Source organism: Methylobacterium sp. Leaf113 (assembly GCF_001423325.1).
Taxonomy (GTDB): domain Bacteria; phylum Pseudomonadota; class Alphaproteobacteria; order Rhizobiales; family Beijerinckiaceae; genus Methylobacterium.
Genome location: NZ_LMNJ01000009.1, coordinates 1 through 20,952, shown reverse-complemented (window position 1 = coordinate 20,952; position 20,952 = coordinate 1). Strand labels below are relative to the sequence as shown.

Genomic DNA, 20,952 nt, shown 5'->3' with positions numbered 1-20,952 from the left:
CCATGTTCAACTTTCTCGTCACGCAGTCCCTGCGCAATCGCCTCCTCGTCCTCGCGGTCGCCGCCGTCCTGATCCTGTACGGGGCCTTCACGGCGACGCGGCTGCCGGTGGACGTGTTTCCCGACCTGAACAAACCGACGGTCACGATCATGACCGAGGCCGAGGGGTTCGCCCCGCCGGAGGTCGAGCAGCTCGTCACCTATCCGATCGAGACCCGGATGAACGGCCTGCCCGGCGTCAGCCGGGTGCGCTCGGTTTCCGGCGTCGGTCTCTCGATCGTCTACGTCGAATTCGACTGGGGCACCGACATCTACCGCAACCGGCAGCAGCTCGCCGAACGCCTCACCCTGGTGCGTGATCAGCTGCCGCCGAACGTGACCCCGCAGATGGGGCCGATCTCCTCCATCATGGGGCAGATCCTGCTGGTGGGCGTCACCAGCGAGACGGCCACCCCCATGGAGATGCGCGAAGTCGCCGACTTCATCCTGCGTCCCCGGCTCCTCACCATCCCGGGCGTGGCCCAGGTCATTCCCATCGGCGGGGAGGTGCGCCAGTTCCGGGTCAGTCCGAACGTGGCGGTGATGCGGGCGCTCGGCGTGACCAATGCCCAGCTCGAGTCGTCCCTGGCGCAGTTCGGCACCAATGCGGGCGGCGGCTTCACCGATCAGTACGCCCGCGAATTCCTGATCCGGAACATCGGCCGGACCATGAGCCTCGACGACCTGCGCAGCGTCGTGGTCGCCAATGTCGGCGATACCCCGGTCTACCTGCGCCAGGTGGCCGACGTCTCCTTCGCGGCGAAGGTGAAGCGCGGCGATGCCGGCTACATGGGCAAGCCCGGCGTCATCGTCTCCGTCGAGAAGCAGCCCGACGTCGACACGGTCAAGCTGACGCGCGAGATCGAGTCCGCCCTGAAGGAGATCACCGCAACCCTGCCGAACGGCATCAAGGCCGACCAGATCCTGTTCCGTCAGGCGAACTTCATCGAGGCCTCGATCGCCAATGTCGAGCGCGTGCTCGTCGAGGCCATCGTGGTGGTGGCCATCGTGCTGTTCGCGTTCCTGCTCAACGTGCGCACCACGGCCATCTCGCTCACCGCCATCCCGGTTTCGATCCTGGCGACGGCGGTGGCCTTCCACCTCGCCGGCCTGTCGATCAACACGATGACCCTCGGCGGGCTCGCCATCGCCATCGGCGAACTCGTCGACGACGCGGTGGTCGACGTCGAGAACATCTTCCGCAGGCTCGGCGAGAACCGGGCGGCCGGCTCGCCGCGCTCGACCTTCGACGTGGTGGTGGCGGCGTCCTCGGAGGTGCGCTCCGGCATCGTCTACGCGACGATGATCATCGTGCTCGTGTTCGTGCCGCTGTTCGCCCTGTCGGGCATCGAGGGCCGGCTGTTCGCGCCCCTGGGCCAGGCCTACATCATCTCGATCCTGGCGAGCCTCGTGGTGTCGCTGACCCTGACGCCGGTGCTGGCCTATTACCTGCTGCCGGGCCTCAAGAGCCTGACGGAGCACGACAGCGCCCTGCTGCGGTGGCTCAAGCGCGGCAATGCCCGCCTGCTCGACGTCGCCTTCCGGCACCAGGGCGTGCTGGTCGCCACGGTGGCGGTCTCCGTCACGGTGGCCGGCATCGTCGCCTGGAACCTGCCGCGCGCCTTCCTGCCGCCCTTCAACGAGGGCTCGTTCACCGTCAACACGACGTTCAACCCGGGGATCTCGCTGTCCGAGAGCAACCGCGTCGGCCTGATCGCCGAACGCCTGCTCCTGGATATCCCCGAGGTCCGCGCGGTCGGCCGCCGCACCGGCCGGGCCGAACTCGACGAGCATGCCGAGGGCGTCCATTCCTCCGAGATCGAGGTGGAGCTGAAGGGGGGCGGTCGCTCCAAGGATGCGGTGATCGCCGACATCCGCCAGCGCCTGGCCCAGCTTCCCGTGTCGATCAATGTCGGGCAGCCGATCTCGCACCGCCTCGACCACATGCTCTCCGGCGTGCGGGCCGAGCTGGCCCTGAAGATCTTCGGCGAGGATCTCGATGCCCTGCGCAGCGTGGCCAACGATCTGCGCGAACGCATGGCCAGGATTCCCGGGCTCGTCGACCTTCAGGTGGAGAAGCAGGTTCGCATTCCGCAGCTGGAGATCCGGGTCGACTACACCCGGGCCGCCCTCTACGGGGTCCAGCCCTCGGCCGTGGTGGACCAGCTCAGCCGCCTCTCCAACGGGCGCGTCGTCTCGACCGTAGCCGACGGCTACAAGCGCTTCGACGTGCTCCTGCGCCTGCCCGAAGGGCAGCGCACGACGCAAGGGCTCAAGGACCTCCTGATCGAGACGCCGTCCGGCTGGGTGCCGGCGCGCCAGATCGCCGACATCCGGGAGACGGACGGCCCCAACCAGATCCTGCGGGAGAACAGCCGGCGCCGTGTCGTGGTGCAGGCCAACACCAACGGGGACAGCGACATGGGCACCATCGTGGCGGCCATTCGCGAGCAGGTGGCCGAGGCCAAGCTTCCCCCGGGATTCTTCGCCAAGCTCGAGGGGACCTTCCAGGCGCAGGAGGAGGCGAGCCGGACCATCGCGGCCCTGTCCACCCTGTCCCTCGCCCTGGTCTTCGCCATCCTCTACAGCCGCTACCGTTCGGCCGTGCTGGCGCTGATCATCATGGGCAACGTGCCGCTCGCCCTCATCGGCAGCGTGCTCGCGCTGTGGCTGGTGGGGCAGCCGCTCTCGGTGGCGTCGATGATCGGGTTCATCACCCTGACGGGCATCAGCGCCCGCAACGGCATCCTGAAGATCAGCCACTACCTGAACCTGTCGCTGCACGAGGGCATGCCGTTCGGGCGCGACCTCGTGGTGCGGGGCAGCCTGGAGCGCCTGACGCCGGTGCTGATGACCGCCCTGTCGGCCGGCGTGGCCCTGGTGCCGCTGCTCTACGACGCCGCGACCCCGGGCAAGGAGATCCTGCACCCGGTCGCGGTGACCATCTTCGGCGGCCTGATCAGCGCGACCCTCCTCGACACGGTGCTGACGCCGGTCCTGTTCCTGCGCTTCGGGCGGGCGCCGTTGGAGCGCCTGCGGGCGGCCCAGGCCGAAGCCGCCGAGGCCCCTCTTCCGGAGGGCGCCAAGCCCCGACAGGTCGAGGCGTTCTGATCCAGCCACCCGACCAAGCCACCCGACCAAGCCACCCCCCCCCGACCAAGCTACCCGAGACGGCCATCTGACACGGCCACCCGACGAGGAAAGAACCGATGATGCGATGGATGATGACCCTGCTCGCCGGCCTGCTGACGGCCGTGGCGGCCGACGCGCACGAGGCGGCCGGCCAGCATGGCGGCCGGACGACGGATGTCGGCGCGTATCACGTCGAACTGGTCGCCAAGGGCGAGACCGTCGACCTCTTCGTCACGAACGCCAAGCAGGAACCGGTGTCGGCGGGCGGCTTCAAGGGCGCGGCGATCCTCGTCCTCGGCGGCAAGGCCACCCGCATCCCCCTCGCGCCGGCCGAGGGCAATCGTCTCTCCGGCACGGCGCCGATGGCGCTCGGGGAGCGGCCGAAGGGCGCGGTCCAGCTCACCGGACCCGACGGCGCGACCGCCAACGGCAAATTGCATTGAGGCTTCGCGCCTCCGCCGCACGCGCGGTCGGACGGCGCCGGACGATCCCGCACAGGGATGCAGAGGGACCCGCGCGCAGGCGCGTCTCCCGTTTGCGAACCACCGGTCAGGCGGCCGAGACGGCCCTGATCACGCCAACGCGAACAACCAAGGCAGTCACCTCATGAAGTTCACCACCGTGCTCCCGCTGCTGGTCGCTCTCGCCGCCGCCTCCCCGGCTCTGGCCGACGACCAGGGCAACGCGAATGCCGAGCAGCAGACCCAGCCGACGCCGAACCGCGGCGGCACCGCGGGCGGACCGGGGCATAGGCCCACCGCCCCGGACGCCATGAAGACGTCGGCCGAGGCGCCCGCGGCCAAGGAGGGGCATCACCACCATCCCAAGGACACTGCGCCGGCGAGCAAGCACAGCCACTGAAACCAGCCCCCGCCCTGCCCGCAGACCCAGGCCTAGGGACTCAGGTCGGATCTGGCAGGCAAAAGCCTTCGCCGGCGCGGTCATCCGCGCCGGCCACCCGCCCTCGCGAGGACGCGCCTGAATATGTGAGAGATGGACCGGCGATACGCCGTCCCGACGCGATCCCGGGCGTCATCCGTCCGAGCCCGCCGGCAGGACGGTGGAGCATGTTCGATATCGGGTCATACCGAATATCAGGCCTGGTTCCGCGCCGCCGCAGGCCTGCGCCCCTGCCCGACCGCATCACCCGGGTCTGTACCGGACGGTCCTGCCGATCTGTCGCCAGCAACCGAAACTTCGCGATCTCGGCTCCCACGATCCGCACCGGATTGACGTCAACGCCCGACGCGGCGGTGGAGCGCCTACGCGCACCAGCGACCCAGCCAGATCGTTACGACTGTGAGATGTATTGGATAAGGTAAATGGCGCGCCCGAAAGGATTCGAACCTCTGACCCCCAGATTCGTAGTCTGGTGCTCTATCCAGCTGAGCTACGGGCGCCTGCGACCGGGTGGCTGGTAGGCGCCGCCCCGGTGTGAGCGGGTGTTTAGAGGCTCCGTTTTGCGCTGGCAACCCTGGCCGGACAAGTTTTTCGCGCCGGCCGGATTTCGGGACCCGGGGCGTGGGCAGCGGCGCTTCGCGCTTGGGCTCCGGCAGCGTCCGGGTCCAGATCTTCGCAGCGGATAGGCGTGTTCCCGGCGGGCGAACAGAGAGCTTGAGGGTTCACGAGCGATCTTTGTTGCAGGAAGGACTTTCGCCGGCGCAGGATCAGCTTGCCGTTTCATCCGATGTATCGTGTCAGATCATGACGGAACCTTTTTCCGATCGAAACGTGTCGGCCATTCGGGCTGCTATTCTTGATGCGCGCCCGGGAACGCTTTGCGGTCTCGCGGGATTGAGAGGGACTTTCGCCGCTTCGGACTTCCGTACCGGATCGGCGGTTCTCAGATGCCTTCCAAGGAGAATGCCGTGAAACGCTCCCTGACCACCCTCGCCCTTCTGTCGGTCCTCGGCGCGGGGCCGGCATTCGCGCAGACCACCGTCACCGGCACCCCCGCTCCGGACGCCAAGTCGAGCGCCACGTCGGGCGGCCAGGAGGCCGTGACCCGGCCCAACACCGACAAGCCCGACGCGACCAAGCCCGCCACCACCAAGGCCGCCGCCAACGCCAAGCTCGAGGAAGGCGCCAACAGCTTCACCGAGGCCCAGACCCATCACCGTCTCACCGAGGCGGGCTACAAGGACGTCAAGGGCCTGACCAAGGACGACAAGGGCATCTGGCGCGGCCAGGCGATGCTGGACGGCAAGCCCGTCAAGGTCGGTGTCGACTTCAAGGGCAACGTCGCCGCGCAGTAGCGCATCGCGCCGCGCGACCGGAGCACGTCTCCCGCTCCGCGCGGCTCTCCCCGATCGGCTTTCCCAGAGGAATTCATCCCATGGCCCAGCAGACCATCACCGCCCTGTACGACAATTACGATGACGCCAGCACCGCCGTCTCCAAGCTGGAGGCCGCCGGCGTCTCGCATTCCGACATCAGCATCGTGAGCAACAACGAGGGCGACCGCCACGCCGGCCGTCTCGGCACTACCACCACTACCACCGACCTCGATCCGCATACGCATGGGGACACCCCCGAGAAGGCCAGCACCGGCGCGGGCGCGGGCGCGACCGTGGGCACGGTCCTGGGCGGGGCCGCCGGCCTCCTGACCGGCCTCGGCCTCCTGGCGATCCCGGGCGTCGGCCCGGTGGTGGCCGCCGGATGGCTGGTGGCGACGCTGACCGGCGCCGGCATCGGTGCGGCCGCCGGCGGTCTCGCGGGCGGCTTGACCGGGGCCGGCTTGAGCGAGACGGATGCCCACACCTACAGCGAGGGCGTGCGCCGCGGCGGCACCCTGGTGACGGTCCGGGCCGATCAGGCGCACGCCACCCGCGTGATGGACATCCTGGAGGAGCACGGCTCGATCGACGTGGACGAGCGCGCGCAGAACTGGCGCGCCGATGGCTGGACCGCGCCGCAGGCCGCCGCTGCGACCTCGCCGGACGCGATTCCGGGCAATGCGCTCGGCGGCACCGTCGAGGGTCGCAATCGCGTGCGTGCCTACCCGACCACGCCGGTCTGATCGGCTGATCCGGACGGCCACCCTCTCTCTGGGGTGGTCGTTCGACCCGGCCTCGGGTCGCAAGACCATCGAGCCCAAGAAAAAGCCCCGCGCCGGATCGGCGTCGGGGCTTTTTCAGGTCCGGTGGCATACGCCCCGTCGCGCGATGCGCGACGTCCGGGAAAAGGTGGGTCCCGGAGCCGAAGCCCCGGGTTCTGTTTCGACGGTTACCCTACCGCAAGATGCTTACGCCGCGAGGCGGGCATCCATGACAACGTTATCGTTGGCATTTAGAGTTTTGGCCAAATGCCCGAAACAGGGGTTGCCTGCGTCGAACCGGTCGAGTCCTTACCGACAGCCGCATCGTCCTGCACCGAAGTGCAAGCGAACTCGCGATCCCTTTACCGCCCAGTCGATCCTATTTCGCCCCCATCAGAAACCCACCGGCGCTGGCGCTCGTGGGCTTATGGTGGAGGCGCCGGAGTACTGCCCTCCGGGTCCTGAAACGTTATTACGAACCGGTCATCAACCGCAGGTCCGATATACGCGCGATCACCCGGCGGGTCCAGATGCTGCGTTATCCCGCCGCACCCACGGCCTCGGCGTACCAGTCGGCATAGGGGGTGTTGCGGGCCATGTGCCGGTTGAGGTCGGGCGTCCCGTCGGTCCACCAGACCGGGCCGCGCTCGCCGAGGCCGTGCTTGGCGGCATCGACGGCGGCCCGCGCCTGCGCGAGGGCACCGCCATCCCCTGCGGCCTTGGCGGTCTTCACGGCCCGGCGCCCGTCCATCAGGGCCGCCACCAGCGCCTCTCGGCGCGCAGGGTCGAGGTCGGGCCGCGTCCGGCGCCAGAGGCGGCCGCGCACCACGATGTAGCGCCCGTCCGGGGTTTCCAGCGGTGGGCCGGCCCTATTCGGCCGCGCGGCCACGGCGATGCGCCTGTTCCTCGATGAGGGCCTCGACCGCCGCGATGGTGTTCTCGAGGTCGGCGATGCGCCGCAGCATGCTGTCGGGCGGCAGCATGGCGATCTTCGCGGCTTCGAGGATGAGCGTCCTCTGAGCGTCCTTGAGGCGTTCGAGGAGAGAATCCAAGTCTGACATGACTGGGCTTTAGCGGATGCCGGGGCCGACCGGCAATGCACAGGGGAGCAGAACGACGGAGATATCCTGTCGTGTCCTCGGATCGCGCGCCGAGATTCGCGTGCGACCCGGTTCCGATCTTTGCCGGCACCGGGTTAGAGCGGGATCGATACGATCGAGCCGCGGTTCCGGTCCGATGCGACTCAGTTGGGGTGGAAGACCACCTTCACGCAGCCGTCCTTCTTATCGCGGAACGTCTTGTAGAGGTCGGGGCCGTCGGCGAGGTCGGCGGAGCGGTGCGTGATCATCGCGGTCATGTCGAACCGGCCCTCCTGGATCAGCTTCGTCAGCGTCTCGAGGTAGCGCTTCACGTGGGTCTGGCCGCTCTTCAGGGTCAGGCCCTTCTGGACGATCGAGCCCATGTTGATCGGCACCGGCCCGCCATAGACGCCCGGCACCGAGACGATGCCGCAGGGCCGCACCGCCTTGATCGCCTCCGCCAGCACGTAGGGACGCTCGGTCGAGGTCAGCTTCTCCTGCAGGGTGCTGAGCATCCCGGCGATGCCGTGGCCGGCGGTGGCCTCCATGCCGACGCAATCGATGACGCCGTCGGCGCCCTGCCCCTTGCTGATCTCCTGGATGCGCTCGAACACGTCCTCCTGCATGAAGTCGATCACGTCGGTGGCGCCGTAGCGGCGGGCCAGCGCGATGCGCTCGGGCACGGTCTCGATGGCGATGATGCGCTCGGCGCCCATGATCTTGGCCGACTGGATCGCGAACAGACCAACGGGGCCGGCGCCCCAGACCGCGATGATCTCGCCGCCCTTGATCTCGCAATGCTCGGCGGCCTGCCAGCCGGTCGGCAGGATGTCGGTGAGGAACAGGACCGACTCGTCGTCCATGCCGTCCGGCACCTTCATGGGGGCGACGTCGGCCATCGGCACGCGGACGTATTCCGCCTGTCCGCCCGCGTAGCCGCCGGTGATGTGCGAGTATCCGAACAGGCCCGCGGTGGTGTAGCCGAACTGGGCCGCCGCCATTTGGGCATTGCGGTTGGAGCGCTCGCAGACCGACCAGTTGCCGAGCCGGCACTGCCGGCACGCGCCGCAATTGATGTTGAAGGGCACCACGATGCGGTCGCCCTTGCGGAACTTGGTGAAGCCGGTCCCGACCTCGACCACCTCGCCCATGAACTCATGGCCGAGCACGTCGCCGGACTCCATGGTGGGCATCTGGCCGTCCATCAGGTGGAGGTCCGAACCGCAGATCGCGCAGCTCGTCACCTTGATGATGACATCGCGCGCATCCTCGATCTGCGGGTCCGGGACCGTATCGCAGCGGATGTCGCCCTTGCCGTGCCAGCACAATGCCTTCATCGCGGATCTCCATCCGGCCGATACCGGGTTCCTGCGCGTGGGCAGGGCTGGTTGTGGGGAGAGGGGGAGCCTTGAAAGGGGCTGCCCTTCGCGAGAAGGTCCGGCCCGGCGGCCTTGTTCCCCGGGGATTTTTTCGGTTCTCCGGCGGCTTGTTGCGATATCCCGGTCTTCTATGCGGGATCGGCCGGGGGAACGGGTGGCGCCTGCGTCCCGTTGGCCTCCGGATTCGCGCCGGAATGCGTGCCCGGGAAGGCCTCATGCTGATCCTCGTCCTGTCCCTCGTGCTGCTCGCGACCCTGGTGCTGATGGTCGTCCGCCGCCGCTACATCGGCCGCCTGACCTCGTTCGCGACCCTGCTGGCCTCGATCATCCTGATGATCTGGCTGCAGGACAGCGGCCTCCTGCCGGGCACCCAGGGGCCGTTGAGCGATCGTCGCCCCCAGACGAGCCTCGATCGCCCGGCGCCGGCGCCCACCCTCCCCTGATCGCGTCGCACCGAGGCAGGCCGGTACGGCGCGGACCCTGTGTCGCTCGATCGCGTGGCATGCCATGGACCGTTCCGGCGCATCGTGCGTTCACACGACGGCCCGGGCTGATGTCTTGCTCGGGCACCGGTATCCGGGCGCGTGTCCGGCGTGCGATGGGCTGCGCGGTGATGATGCCGGCGACGTTCGAGGGGTTCAGGGGCAATGGCGAAAATCCTGCTGGTGGAAGATCACGAGGAGATCTGGGACTTCCTGTCCCGCCGGCTGAAGCGGCGCGGCTACGACGTGATCCTCGCCCATGACGGCGAGTCCGGCGTGCAGCAGGCGCGCACCGGACAGCCCGACGTCATCCTCCTCGACATGAACCTGCCGATTCTCGACGGCTGGTCGGCGGCCCGGGTGCTGAAATCCGGCAGCGACACCAAGGGCATCCCGATCATCGCGCTGACCGCCCATGCCATGTCGGGCGACCGCGACAAGGCGATTCAGGCCGGCTGCAACGACTACCACCCGAAGCCCGTGGATTTCTCCAAGCTGCTGACGCAGATCAACGCCGCCGTCGGACCGCAGGCGCCCGCGGTGCCCTGAGGGCGGCCGCTCCCGTCCCGTCCCAGGCTTCGCCCGACCCTCATCCGCCCCTTCGTCGCCCGTCCCGCCCGACATCCGATCGTCGGCGCCAGCGTCGCTCACCCCCACGAGACCCGGCCCATCCATGAGCGACGATCCCATCACCGCCCGCCTGCTGCGGCAGGCGATGCCGGTCTTCACGACCCTGGCCTCCTGCCTCCTCGTGATCACCATCGCGGCGGCGCTCTATCTGGGGCGCGACATCTTCGTGCCGGTGACGCTGGCGATCCTGCTCAGCTTCGTCCTGGTGCCGGGGGTGAGGCTCCTGCGCCGCATCCGGGTCCCGCGGGCGCTCGCCGTACTGGTCGTGGTGCTCACCGCCTTCGGGGCGCTCCTCGGTGTCGCCCTCCTGATCGCCAACGAGACGGCGCAGCTCGCCTCGGACCTGCCCCGCTATCAGGTCACCATGCGGGAGAAGATCGCCTCCCTGAAGGAGGCGACGGCCGGGAGTGGCACGCTCTCGCGCATGGTCGACATGGTGCAGGACCTCAGCGCCGAGCTACAGCCGGACCTGAAGAACACGACCCCCGAGGGCAGCGCCGGCAGTCTCGCCCATCCTCTTCACGTGCAGATCGCCTCCGCCAAGGCGGGGCTCCTGGGAACCCTCGGCGCCGTGGTGGGGCCGATCCTGCATCCGCTCGCCACCACCGGCCTGATCCTGATCTTCACGATCTTCATCCTGCTGCAGCGGGAGGATCTGCGGAACCGCGCGATCCGCCTGGCCGGCTCGGGCGATCTGCGGCGGACCACGGCGGCCATCGACGACGCGGCGGCTCGTCTCAGCCGGTTCTTTCTGGCCCAGCTCATCCTCAACATCGCCTTCGGCATCGTCATCGGCGTCGGGCTGTGGTGGATCGGGGTTCCGAACCCGATCCTGTTCGGGGTGCTCGCCGCGATCATGCGCTTCGTGCCCTATATCGGCGCCGCGATCAGCGCCCTGCTGCCGCTGATCGTGGCCGCCGCCGTCGATCCCGGCTGGAGCATGGTCATCGCCACGGCAGCCCTCTTCGTTGTGGTCGAGCCCATCGCCGGCCACGTGATCGAGCCTCTGCTCTACGGCCATTCCACCGGCCTCTCGCCGATCGCCGTGATCCTGGCCGCCACCCTGTGGGCGTTCCTGTGGGGGCCGATCGGCCTGGTGCTGGCCACGCCGATCACCGTCTGCCTCGTGGTTCTGGGCCGGCACATCGAGCGCCTGTGGTTCCTGGACGTGATCCTGGGCGACCGGCCGGCCCTGGCGCCGCCCGAGATCTTCTACCAGCGCATGCTGGCGGGCGATCCCGAGGAGGCGATCGACCAGGGCCGGATGTTCCTGAAGGCGCGCGCCCTCGTCACCTACTACGACGAGGTGGTGCTGGCCGGCCTGCTGATGGCGCAGGAGGATCTTTCGCGCGGGACCCTCGACCGGACCCGGCAGGACGAGGTCGGCACCGCTCTGCGGGCGGTGGTCACCCGGCTCGGGACCGTGCCGGCGGGCCGGAAGGGCGGCTCCGCCACCAAGGCGGCGGGCAATTCGGAGACGTCGGCGGCCTTCGCGGCCATCGGGCCGGACCGGCAGGTCGCCGCCATGGTGCTGCGCCCGGACGAACTCCCGCCGCGTTGGCGGGCGGCCCGGCCCGTGCTCTGCGTCTCGAGCCGCGGCCCCTTCGACGAGGCGGCGACGTCCATGCTCGGCCAGATCCTCGACCGCCACGGCCTCGCCGCGCAGGTGATGTCGATGGCGGACCTGCGCCGCGGGGCGGTGCCGGACGACCTCGGGGGCATCGCCCTGGTGTGCTTCTCCTACCTGGAGCCCGTCAGCCTGTCGCAGATCCGGCTCAACGTCCGCCAGGCGCGGCGGGCGATTCCCGGCGTGCGGGTACTGGTCGGCTTCTGGCGCGAGCGCGATCCCGCCTCCCTCGATCGCCTGCGGCGGACCCTCTCGGCCGACGTGCTGGTGACGACCCTGAACGGTGCCCTCGATGCAGCCCTGACCTTCGCCAAACGAGGGTGAGACCGGTGCGGCGGGACCGATCATTTGACTTCCCCCCGGGGTTGACCCACTTCTCCCCGGCGCCGACCCCCTCTCCGGACGGGTGGCGACGCCCCCCGCACAATCTGCGAACGGTCGTTGCTGTGGGTCAGGCCCTGACGAGAGGCTAGTACCAGCACATGAAAGTCGTCGTCGTCGAGTCGCCGGCCAAGGCCAAGACGATCAACAAGTATCTCGGTCGCGATTACGAGGTTCTCGCCTCGTTCGGCCACATCCGTGACCTTCCGGCCAAGGACGGTTCCGTCGATCCCGAGGCCGACTTCCACATGCTGTGGGAGCTCGACGACCGGGGATCGAAGCGCGTCTCCGATATCGTCAGGGCGCTCAAGGGCGCCGACGGCCTGATTCTCGCCACTGATCCGGATCGCGAGGGCGAAGCGATCTCCTGGCACGTGGTCGAGGCGCTCACCGCCCGGCGCGCCCTCAAGGGCATGCCGGTGGAGCGGGTGACCTTCAACGCCATCACCAAGGCGGCGGTCGAGACCGCCATGCGCCAGCCTCGGCAGATCGACCAGGCCCTGGTCGACGCCTACCTGGCCCGCCGGGCGCTCGATTACCTCGTGGGCTTCAACCTCTCGCCGGTGCTGTGGCGCAAGCTCCCTGGCGCCCGCTCGGCCGGCCGCGTGCAATCGGTGGCGCTCCGCCTCGTCTGCGAGCGCGAGCGCGAGATCGAGGTCTTCCGCCCCCGCGAGTACTGGTCGCTGGTGGCGACCCTGACGACGGAGACCGGCGCCAGCTTCGAGGCCCGGCTCACCGGCGCCGACGGCAAGCGCATCCAGCGCCTCGATGTCGGCACCGGCGACGAGGCGGCGGCGTTCAAGCGCGACCTCGAACTGGCGACCTTCCAGGTTGCCAGCGTCGAGGCCAAGCCCGCCAAGCGCCACCCCGCACCCCCCTTCACGACGTCGACCCTGCAGCAGGAAGCCTCGCGCAAGCTCGGAATGGCGCCGGCCCAGACCATGCGGGCCGCCCAGAAGCTCTACGAGGGCGTCGAGATCGACGGCGAGACGGTCGGCCTGATCACCTATATGCGGACCGACGGCGTCGACATGGCGCCCGAAGCCATCGCCGACGTGCGCCGGGTGATCGGCAAGGAATACGGCGAGCGCTATCTGCCGGGTGCGCCGCGGAAATACAGCGTCAAGGCCAAGAACGCCCAGGAGGCGCACGAGGCCGTGCGCCCCACCGACATGAGCCGCCTGCCGAAGACGGTGGCCCGCACCGTCGATGCCGAGCAGGCCCGGCTCTACGAGCTGATCTGGACCCGCACGGTGGCGAGCCAGATGGAATCGGCCGAGTTGGAGCGCACCACGGTCGACATCGTCGCCCAGGTCGGCCCGCGCAAGCTGGAGCTGCGCGCCACCGGCCAGGTGGTGAAGTTCGACGGCTTCCTCACCCTCTACCAGGAGGGCAAGGACGACGAGGAGGACGAGGACGGCCGGCGCCTGCCGCCGATGAGCGCGGGCGATCCGCTCAAGCGCGAGCGCATCGCCTCGACCCAGCATTTCACCGAGCCGCCGCCGCGCTACTCCGAGGCCAGCCTCGTCAAGCGCATGGAGGAGCTCGGCATCGGCCGGCCCTCGACCTACGCCGCCGTGCTGCAGACCCTGCGCGACCGCGAATACGTGCGGATCGAGAAGAAGCGCCTGGTGGCGGAGGACAAGGGCCGCCTCGTCACCGGCTTCCTCGAGAGCTTCTTCAAGCGCTACGTGGAGTACGACTTCACCGCCGAGCTCGAAACCCAGCTCGACCGGGTCTCCAACGCCGAGATCGACTGGCGCGAGGTGCTGCGCGATTTCTGGCGTGATTTTTCCGCCGCGATCCTGGGCACAAAGGAACTGCGCGTCACCGAGGTGCTCGATGCCCTCAACGACCTGCTCGGCGCCCACATCTTCCCCGAGAAGGCCGACGGCTCGAACCCACGGACCTGCCCGACCTGCGGCTCGGGCCAGCTCTCCCTCAAGCTCGGCAAGTTCGGCGCCTTCGTGGGCTGCTCGAACTACCCGGAGTGCAAGTACACCCGTCAGCTCGCCGCCTCCGGCGTCGAGGGCGACGGTGAGGGCTCCTCGGAGAACGGCGGCCAGCCGGGCACCCGCGTGCTCGGCAACGATCCCGCGTCCGGCCTGCCCGTGACGGTGCGGGACGGCCGCTTCGGTCCCTTCGTCCAGCTCGGCGAGGCCTCGACGGAGAAGGAGGCCCCGAAGCCCAAGCGCTCCTCGATCCCGAAGGGCACCAGCCCGTCCTCGGTCGACCTGGACATGGCCCTGAAGCTGCTGTCGCTTCCCCGTGAGGTGGCGAGGCACCCGGAGACCGGCGAACCGATCCTGGCCAATCTCGGCCGCTTCGGACCTTACGTGCAGCACGGCAAGATGTACGCCAATCTCGGGCGCGACGACGACGTGCTGGAGATCGGCGCCAACCGGGCCATCGACCTCATCGTGGCCAAGGAGCAGGGCGGCGGCCGGCGCGGTCCGGCCTCCGATCCCGGTCGCGCGCTCGGCGAGCACCCGGAGACCGGCAAGCCGATCGTGGTCAAGTCGGGCAAGTACGGCCCCTACGTCACCGACGGCAGCACCAACGCGACGCTGCCCAAGACCCTAGCGGCCGAGGAGATCGGGCTCGCCCAGGCGCTGGAGCTGATCGCCGCGCGGGAAGCCGCCGGCGGGGGCAAGAAGAAGGCTCCGGCGCGCAAGGCTGCGGGTGCGAAGGCGCCGGCCAAGAAGGCGCCGGCAAAGAAGGCTGCGGCCAAGAAGGCGCCGGCCAAGAAAGCGGCCGCCGAGAAGGCGCCGGCGAAGAAGGCGGCGGACGGCGATGAACCGGCCGCGAAGTCGACGGCGAAGGCGGTTGCGGCCAAAAAGCCAGCGAAAAGCGCCGCCGACACGCCCACGGCGGCGGCCCGCAAGAAGGCGTGAGCGCCCGCTCTGGCATCGGCTGCGTCCCACCCCGCGACCGCTGAGGTTTCCTGACAAACCTCTCGGTCGCGGGCCGGGGCGCTCTCCCGAACGGCAACGGTCCGCTTCGGTTCCTGGCTGATTCCGGGCCGTACCCGTCGGGGGCTGGCGGTCGTGGAGGTCGATGGCGGCGCCGATCCGCACGCAGAGCCGTCCTGGCGTGCCGCCCGCGCGCCCTGCCGCTTCCGGGGCGATCCACGCGCGTCATCGCTCTGCCGGGTGAGTTTGATGGTCGGCGACGGTCGCCGGGCGCCTTCACGGACCGCCCCCGTCGCAGGGACACGTTCGGTGGAGGACGGAAGACCCGGAACGGTTGCGTTCCGGACGGGGTGAGGCCAGGCTGCCCGAGCTTGGGCCAAAGCCCTTCGTCCAGCCATCCTGTCCTCCGATCGACGGCGGAATGCCCCATGCACGTTTGGGTGATGTTCCGGTTGGTGGGTCTTGGGGGACTCGCCGCGCTTTGGGTTGCAGGCGTGCCGCTTCGGGCCGCGGACTATGCCGGCGTCGATCTACGGATACCGATTGCGGCGCAGGAGGGCGGCAGCCTCGAGGCCGTCATGGTGCTCCCGCTCGGCGGCGGCCGGCATCCTCTCGTCATCCTCAGCCACGGATCACCCCGTGAGGCGCGCGACCGCCCCGGCATGAGCGCGCGCGGGATGATGCCGCAACTGGTGGCGTTCGCCCGGCGCGGCTTCGTCGCCGTGAGTGTCCTGCGTCGGGGTTACGGCACCTCGGTCGGACCCTGGGCAGAAGGCTCCGGGCCCTGCGAGAAGGCCGATTACGCCCGATCGGCTCGGGCGGGCGCGGCCGATATCCGGACGGCGATCGCGTTCATGACCCGCCGCGATGATGTCGATATCACCAGGATCGTCGCGGTGGGGCAATCGGCCGGAGGCTTCGCCACCGTGGCGCTCACGGCCGATCCACCCTCCGGTCTCGTGGCAGCGATCAGCTTCGCCGGCGGCCGCGGCTCGCGCCCACCCGACTCGGTCTGTGACGAGGACGCGCTGGTTCGCGCCTTCGGGACCTTCGGACGACGGTCTCACGTACCGATGCTGTGGATCTATACCGAGAACGACCGCTATTTCGGGCCGGCTCTGGCGCGGCGGTTCCGTGCGGCCTTTCAGGACTCTGGCGGGCAGGTCAGCTTCGTCGCCGCTCCGGCCTTCGGGTCAGATGGTCACGCCCTGTTCTCGGCTCCGAACGGTCGGGACATCTGGATGCCCATCGTCGAGGCGTTCCTAGTCCGGCAGGGTCTTCATCTTCCGGCGGTCCGTCCTTCGACACCCTCGTCGCTGAAGCCTCCGAAATCCCTCGGCGCTGCCGGGCAGGCCGCTTTCGGGACTTATCTCGACAGCCCCGGCAGCAGGGCCTTTGCCGTGTCCGCCACGGGCGGATATGGCTGGCGCACCGGACGCGTTTCGGCTCTTGAGGCGCGCGACGGCGCCCTCGCGAATTGTGCGCGTGCCACCGGCACGATCTGCCGGCTCCATGCCGTCGACGACGCCTATGTGGTCGATCCATGAACCCGGACGCCCGTCACGATCCGGGCCGTCACACCTGTGCCATGCGATCGGGTTAACGGGCGAGGTTGCCGCCAGCCTCTACGGACCGCCCCATGACCGAACCGACGCGAACCCGCTCGCAGGCCGCCGAGGCCGCCGAGGATCGCGGCTCCAACGCCAGCGCCAACCCGACCTTCGGCGACGTGGTGGCGGCGCGCTTCGACCGGCGCGACCTCCTGCGCGGGCTGCTCGGCGTCGGCGCCATCGCGGCGGTGGTGACGCCGCGTGCACTGGCCGCCGGTGCGGCCCAGGCGGCCAGCGCGCGCTTTCCGTTCGAAGAAATCGAGGCCGGGTCGGACGCGCACCATCACGTCGCCGCCGGGCACGATGCCGACATCCTGATCCGCTGGGGTGACCCGGTGCTGCCCGGTGCGCCGACCTTCGACCCGCACCAGCAATCGGCGGCGGCCCAGGCCCAGCAGTTCGGCTACAACAACGACTTCGTCGGCTACTTTCCGATGCCGGGGGCGGCCGACCCGGCGGCGCACGGCCTCCTCGTGGTCAACCACGAATACACCAACGAGGAACTGATGTTCCCCGGCCTGGGGCGCCAGGACACTCGGGCGGCCGCGTTCAAGGGCATGACCCGGGACCTCGTCGACATCGAGATGGCGGCCCATGGCGGCTCGGTCATCGAGATCCGCCGCACCGATGGCCGGTGGGCGGTGGTGCCGGATTCGCCCTACGCCCGCCGCATCACGGCGCAGACTCCGATGATGCTGACCGGCCCCGCCGCCGGCACGGAGCGGATGAAGACGGCGGCCGACCCCGGCGGGCGGGCGGTTCTCGGCATGATCAACAACTGCGCCGGCGGCACGACGCCCTGGGGCACCTGGCTGACCTGCGAGGAGAACATCAACTACTACTTCTCCGGCACGCTGCCGGAGGCCTCGCCCGAGGCCCCCAACCACAAGCGTTTCAACCTGCCGGCCGGCGCCTATGCGTGGGGCCGATTCCACGAGCGCTTCGACGTCTCGCGCGCGCCCAACGAGCCCAACCGCTTCGGCTGGGTGGTGGAGATCGACCCATTCGATCCCCAATCGACCCCGAAGAAGCGTACGGCGCTCGGCCGCTTCAAGCACGAGGGCGCCGCCGGCATCGTCGCCCGGGACGGCCGCTACGTCATCTACCAGGGCGACGACGAGCGCTTCGACTACGTCTACAAGTTCGTCACCGCCGGGCGGGCCGACAGCGGCGACCGCGATCTCCTCGATGCGGGCACGCTCCACGTTGCCCGCTTCGAGGCCGACGGGCGCGGCACCTGGATGCCGCTGGTGTTCGGCGAAGGGCCGCTGACGCCCGAGAACGGCTTTGCCTCCCAAGCCGACGTGGTGATCGGCGCCCGGCTCGCCGCCGACCGGCTCGGGGCCACCAAGATGGACCGGCCCGAGGATGTCGAGGCCAGCGCCAAGACCGGCAAGGTCTACGTGATGCTGACCAACAACGGGAAGCGCAAGGCCGACCAGACGGACGCCGCCAATCCCCGCGCCGATAACCGTTTCGGCCACATCGTCGAACTCACCCCCGACGACGGCGACCACGCCGCCACGGGCTTCACCTGGGAAATCCTGGTCCGCTGCGGCGACCCCGGTATCGCTGCGGTGGGCGCCACCTTCTCGTCCGCCACCACGACGAACGGCTGGTTCGGCATGCCGGACAATTGCGCCGTCGACGGGCTCGGCCGGCTCTGGGTCGCCACCGACGGCAATGCCCCCTCGCGCACCGGCCGCAACGACGGCATCTGGGCGATGGAGACCGAAGGGGCGGGCCGCGGCACGGGCAAGCACTTCTTCCGCGTGCCCAACGGCGCCGAGATGTGCGGCCCCTATTTCACCCCCGACGACACCACCTTCTTCGTGGCCGTGCAGCATCCCGGCGAGGCCGACGAGGAGGACCCGAAGGCGGTGCCCGCCACCTTCGAGGCGCCCGCCACCCGCTGGCCCGACTTCGACCCGGCGATGCCGCCGCGCCCCGCCGTGGTGGCGATCACGAAGCGGGGCGGTGGCCGCGTCGGGACCTGAAAGATCGGGCTGTCCCGCCCGTAAGGCGGCTCCGCCACGGTGAGGCCTTCTTAACCACCCCCATACCATGTCATGGGGTGGTACGTTTCGTGCGGCGGAGGCTCCGAGCCCCAGCCCCTGCGAGACGGGAACCCCTTTCTGTTTCCGGTTTGTTCCGGTATGGTGAGAGGATGAAGGCGAATGCTGCACGGTCTCCCTCTGCGATCCGGTCCGCGAAGCCCGCGGCCGCACCATCCCCGGCGCGAGGCGCTCCGGTGAGCGACCCCGCACGCGATCTCTTCGCCGGCGGCAAGCCTCCCGTGCCGAAGCCCCCTGCCTCGAAACCCGCCGAGCGACGCAAGCTCGACGCCGTGGCGCCGCTTCCGCCCGTCTCGGCGGAAGCCGGCTACGACGCCTCCGACATCGAGGTGCTGGAGGGGCTGGAGCCGGTGCGCCGCCGCCCCGGCATGTATATCGGCGGCACCGACGAGCGCGCCCTGCACCACCTCTTCGCCGAGGTGATCGACAATTCGATGGACGAGGCGGTGGCGGGCCATGCCAGCTTCATCGAGGTGGAGCTGGAGGAGAGCGGCCACCTCGTGGTCACCGATAACGGCCGCGGCATCCCGGTCGATCCGCATCCGAAATACCCCACCAAGTCCGCCCTGGAGGTCATCATGACCATCCTGCACGCGGGCGGTAAGTTCGACTCGAAGGTCTACGAGACATCCGGAGGTCTGCACGGCGTCGGCATCTCGGTGGTCAACGCCCTCTCGGACGAACTCGAGGTCGAGGTCGCCCGCAGCCAGACCCTCTATCGCCAGACCTTTTCGCGCGGACATGTGCAGGGGCCGCTGGAAACCGTCGGCCGGGTGCAGAATCGGCGCGGGACGCGGGTCCGCTTCCATCCCGACGCCGAGATCTTCGGCGCTCTCAAGTTCGACCCGCGCCGCCTCTTCAAGATGGCGCGCTCCAAGGCCTACCTGTTCGGCGGAGTCGAGATCCGCTGGCGCTGCGCTCCTGCCCTGCTGGAGGGCCTGGACGACGTGCCGGCCGAGACCGTGCACCGCTTCCCCGGGGGCTTGCGCGACTATCTCGCCCGCGATCTGGAGGGCAAGGAACTCGTCACCGACGCGATCTTCTCGGGCAAGATCACCAAGCCGGGCGGGCACGGCTCCCTCGAATGGGCCGTCGCCTGGATGGTCACCGACGACGGTGTCTCGGCCTCCTACTGCAACACCATTCCGACCGCCGAGGGCGGCACCCACGAGAGCGGCCTGCGCGTCGCCCTGCTGCGGGCCCTGCGCGAGCATGCCGAGCGCGTCGGCCAGGCCAAGCGCATGACTGCGGTGACCACCGACGACGTGATGGCGACCTGCGCCTCGATGCTCTCGGTGTTCATCCGCGAACCCGAGTTCCAGGGCCAGACCAAGGACAAGCTCGCCACCGTCGAGGCCTCGCGCATCGTCGAGACCGCGATCCGCGACGCCTTCGACCATTGGCTCGCCGCCTCCCCGGCCCAGGCCAACAAGCTCCTCGACTGGGTGATCGACCGGGCGGAGGAGCGCCTGCGCCGGCGGCAGGAGAAGGAGGTTGCGCGCAAGTCCGCCACCCGCAAGCTGCGGCTGCCGGGCAAGCTCGCCGACTGCTCCAAGGCCGGCATGGCCGGCTCGGAGATCTTCATCGTCGAGGGTGACTCGGCCGGCGGTTCGGCCAAGCAGGCGCGCGACCGCGCCACCCAGGCGATCCTGCCCTTACGCGGCAAGATCCTGAACGTGGCCTCGGCCAGCCGCGACAAACTCGGCGCCAACCAGCTGATTTCCGACCTGACCCAGGCGCTCGGCTGCGGCACCGGCACCGGCTACCGCTCGGAAGACCTTCGCTACGAGAAGGTGATCATCATGACGGACGCCGACGTCGACGGCGCCCACATCGCCTCGCTGCTGATCACGTTCTTCTACCGGCAGATGCCCAAGCTCATCGATCGCGGACACCTCTACCTGGCGATCCCGCCGCTCTACCGGATCAGCCAGGGCGCCAAGACCGCCTATGCCCGCGACGACGATCACAAGGTCCAGCTGATCAAGACGGTGTTCAAGAACGGCAAGGTCGAGATCGGCCGCTTCAAGGGCCTCGGCGAGATGATGCCGGCGCAGCTGAAGGAGACCACCATGGACCCGAAGAAGCGTACGCTGCTGCGGGTCGAGGTCCTGGACGAGGCGCGCGATTCCACCGGCGATGCGGTCGAGCGCCTGATGGGCAACAAGCCCGAGGCCCGCTTCACCTTCATTTCCGAACGTGCCGCCTTCGCCGACGGGGCGGAACTCGACATCTGAGGATGGATTGTGCCCGCCCGTCCGGACCTCCGGAGGGGCGCGGCCGGTGATCGGTCGGCGCCTTCGTTCGCTGGGGTTCAGACGGAAGAAGAGGCTAGACGCAAGAAAGCCCGGCCGCGAGGCCGGGCTTTCTTGTTGGAGGAAGTCTCGCGCGACCCGAATGGGTCGCGCGAGATGCCGCCGGATCGGGTCCTAGTACGAGCCGAACTTGTAGTTCAGGCCGGCGCGGACGACGGCGAACTCGGTGCCGCTGTTGCGGTTGGAGAAGCCGGGCTGGCGGTAGAGGACGTTGTTGGTGTCGTAGGCGTAGACGCCGGCGTTGCGGTTGTTGTT

At 69.2% G+C, this 20,952-nt stretch carries 15 protein-coding genes, 1 tRNA gene and 1 other RNA gene; 12 read left to right on the top strand and 5 right to left on the bottom strand.

The window, feature by feature from the left end; all coding sequences use genetic code 11:
* Positions 1 to 2: 2 nt before the first annotated feature.
* The 3 genes from ASF60_RS07890 to ASF60_RS07880 all read left to right on the top strand — a co-directional run bounded on the left by ASF60_RS07890 (position 3) and on the right by ASF60_RS07880 (position 4,031).
* A complete protein-coding gene (locus ASF60_RS07890; RefSeq protein WP_056183048.1) occupies positions 3 to 3,149 on the top strand; it encodes an efflux RND transporter permease subunit in 3,147 nt (1,048 codons plus the stop codon).
* Between the two features lie 98 nt (positions 3,150 to 3,247).
* Entirely contained in the window at positions 3,248 to 3,613 is a 366-nt protein-coding gene (locus ASF60_RS07885; protein WP_056183045.1) for a hypothetical protein, read from the top strand.
* Between the two features lie 163 nt (positions 3,614 to 3,776).
* Positions 3,777 to 4,031 carry a hypothetical protein gene (locus ASF60_RS07880; protein ID WP_056183041.1) on the top strand — a complete coding sequence of 85 codons (255 nt, stop codon included), beginning with the start codon at positions 3,777 to 3,779 and terminating at the stop codon, positions 4,029 to 4,031.
* 462 nt (positions 4,032 to 4,493) lie between these two features.
* On the opposite strand, the gene ASF60_RS07875 is transcribed toward ASF60_RS07880, so the two are convergent.
* Positions 4,494 to 4,570 (bottom strand) — tRNA-Arg (locus ASF60_RS07875).
* Between the two features lie 468 nt (positions 4,571 to 5,038).
* Here ASF60_RS07875 and ASF60_RS07870 point away from each other — a divergent pair.
* Together ASF60_RS07870 and ASF60_RS07865 are read left to right on the top strand one after the other, a co-directional pair.
* On the top strand, positions 5,039 to 5,425 hold the full coding sequence (locus ASF60_RS07870) for a hypothetical protein (RefSeq protein WP_056183249.1): 387 nt from the start codon (positions 5,039 to 5,041) through the stop codon (positions 5,423 to 5,425).
* 80 nt (positions 5,426 to 5,505) lie between these two features.
* Positions 5,506 to 6,189 carry a hypothetical protein gene (locus tag ASF60_RS07865; protein ID WP_056183038.1) on the top strand — a complete coding sequence of 228 codons (684 nt, stop codon included), beginning with the start codon at positions 5,506 to 5,508 and terminating at the stop codon, positions 6,187 to 6,189.
* A 372-nt stretch (positions 6,190 to 6,561) separates the two neighbouring features.
* Here ASF60_RS07865 and ssrA read toward each other — a convergent pair.
* From ssrA to ASF60_RS07850, 4 genes are all read right to left on the bottom strand, one after another.
* Positions 6,562 to 6,689, bottom strand: a transfer-messenger RNA (tmRNA) gene (gene ssrA / locus ASF60_RS26145).
* 56 nt (positions 6,690 to 6,745) lie between these two features.
* Positions 6,746 to 7,096: a hypothetical protein gene (locus tag ASF60_RS07860; protein WP_200935904.1), complete on the bottom strand. Its 351-nt coding sequence runs from the start codon at positions 7,094 to 7,096 to the stop codon at positions 6,746 to 6,748.
* Positions 7,077 to 7,268, bottom strand: a complete 192-nt coding sequence (locus ASF60_RS07855; protein ID WP_056183034.1) for a hypothetical protein — start codon at positions 7,266 to 7,268, stop codon at positions 7,077 to 7,079. Before ASF60_RS07855 ends, ASF60_RS07860 begins: the two co-directional genes overlap by 20 nt.
* A gap of 182 nt (positions 7,269 to 7,450) precedes the next feature.
* Positions 7,451 to 8,623 (bottom strand): zinc-dependent alcohol dehydrogenase, encoded by a 1,173-nt coding sequence (locus tag ASF60_RS07850; protein ID WP_056183031.1) that lies wholly within the window; start codon positions 8,621 to 8,623, stop codon positions 7,451 to 7,453.
* Between the two features lie 257 nt (positions 8,624 to 8,880).
* On the opposite strand from ASF60_RS07850, the gene ASF60_RS07845 reads away from it, so the two are divergent.
* The 7 genes from ASF60_RS07845 to parE all read left to right on the top strand — a co-directional run bounded on the left by ASF60_RS07845 (position 8,881) and on the right by parE (position 20,619).
* Positions 8,881 to 9,108, top strand: coding sequence for a hypothetical protein (locus tag ASF60_RS07845; RefSeq protein ID WP_056183242.1), 228 nt, complete (start codon positions 8,881 to 8,883; stop codon positions 9,106 to 9,108).
* 204 nt (positions 9,109 to 9,312) lie between these two features.
* Positions 9,313 to 9,696, top strand: coding sequence for a response regulator (locus tag ASF60_RS07840; protein WP_056183028.1), 384 nt, complete (start codon positions 9,313 to 9,315; stop codon positions 9,694 to 9,696).
* Between the two features lie 124 nt (positions 9,697 to 9,820).
* Positions 9,821 to 11,728 carry an AI-2E family transporter gene (locus ASF60_RS07835; RefSeq protein WP_056183026.1) on the top strand — a complete coding sequence of 636 codons (1,908 nt, stop codon included), beginning with the start codon at positions 9,821 to 9,823 and terminating at the stop codon, positions 11,726 to 11,728.
* Between the two features lie 158 nt (positions 11,729 to 11,886).
* Positions 11,887 to 14,679, top strand: coding sequence for a type I DNA topoisomerase (gene topA, locus ASF60_RS07830; protein WP_056183023.1), 2,793 nt, complete (start codon positions 11,887 to 11,889; stop codon positions 14,677 to 14,679).
* Between the two features lie 446 nt (positions 14,680 to 15,125).
* Complete coding sequence (locus tag ASF60_RS07825; RefSeq protein ID WP_244478365.1) at positions 15,126 to 16,244, top strand: alpha/beta hydrolase family protein; 1,119 nt, start codon at positions 15,126 to 15,128, stop codon at positions 16,242 to 16,244.
* Between the two features lie 92 nt (positions 16,245 to 16,336).
* Positions 16,337 to 18,304: a PhoX family protein gene (locus tag ASF60_RS07820; RefSeq protein WP_056183019.1), complete on the top strand. Its 1,968-nt coding sequence runs from the start codon at positions 16,337 to 16,339 to the stop codon at positions 18,302 to 18,304.
* Between the two features lie 254 nt (positions 18,305 to 18,558).
* Positions 18,559 to 20,619 (top strand): DNA topoisomerase IV subunit B, encoded by a 2,061-nt coding sequence (parE, locus tag ASF60_RS07815; RefSeq protein ID WP_056183017.1) that lies wholly within the window; start codon positions 18,559 to 18,561, stop codon positions 20,617 to 20,619.
* Positions 20,620 to 20,952 lie beyond the last annotated feature (333 nt).

What these genes read in the sequence shown, in the direction of transcription:
- ASF60_RS07890 (WP_056183048.1), top strand. Translation starts at nt 3, where the DNA reads ATGTTCAACTTTCTCGTCACGCAGTCCCTGCGCAATCGCCTCCTCGTC.
- ASF60_RS07885 (WP_056183045.1), top strand. Translation starts at nt 3,248, where the DNA reads ATGATGCGATGGATGATGACCCTGCTCGCCGGCCTGCTGACGGCCGTG.
- ASF60_RS07880 (WP_056183041.1), top strand. Translation starts at nt 3,777, where the DNA reads ATGAAGTTCACCACCGTGCTCCCGCTGCTGGTCGCTCTCGCCGCCGCC.
- ASF60_RS07865 (WP_056183038.1), top strand. Translation starts at nt 5,506, where the DNA reads ATGGCCCAGCAGACCATCACCGCCCTGTACGACAATTACGATGACGCC.
- ASF60_RS07855 (WP_056183034.1), bottom strand. Translation starts at nt 7,268, where the DNA reads ATGTCAGACTTGGATTCTCTCCTCGAACGCCTCAAGGACGCTCAGAGG.
- ASF60_RS07850 (WP_056183031.1), bottom strand. Translation starts at nt 8,623, where the DNA reads ATGAAGGCATTGTGCTGGCACGGCAAGGGCGACATCCGCTGCGATACG.
- ASF60_RS07845 (WP_056183242.1), top strand. Translation starts at nt 8,881, where the DNA reads ATGCTGATCCTCGTCCTGTCCCTCGTGCTGCTCGCGACCCTGGTGCTG.
- ASF60_RS07840 (WP_056183028.1), top strand. Translation starts at nt 9,313, where the DNA reads ATGGCGAAAATCCTGCTGGTGGAAGATCACGAGGAGATCTGGGACTTC.
- ASF60_RS07835 (WP_056183026.1), top strand. Translation starts at nt 9,821, where the DNA reads ATGAGCGACGATCCCATCACCGCCCGCCTGCTGCGGCAGGCGATGCCG.
- topA (WP_056183023.1), top strand. Translation starts at nt 11,887, where the DNA reads ATGAAAGTCGTCGTCGTCGAGTCGCCGGCCAAGGCCAAGACGATCAAC.
- ASF60_RS07825 (WP_244478365.1), top strand. Translation starts at nt 15,126, where the DNA reads ATGCACGTTTGGGTGATGTTCCGGTTGGTGGGTCTTGGGGGACTCGCC.
- ASF60_RS07820 (WP_056183019.1), top strand. Translation starts at nt 16,337, where the DNA reads ATGACCGAACCGACGCGAACCCGCTCGCAGGCCGCCGAGGCCGCCGAG.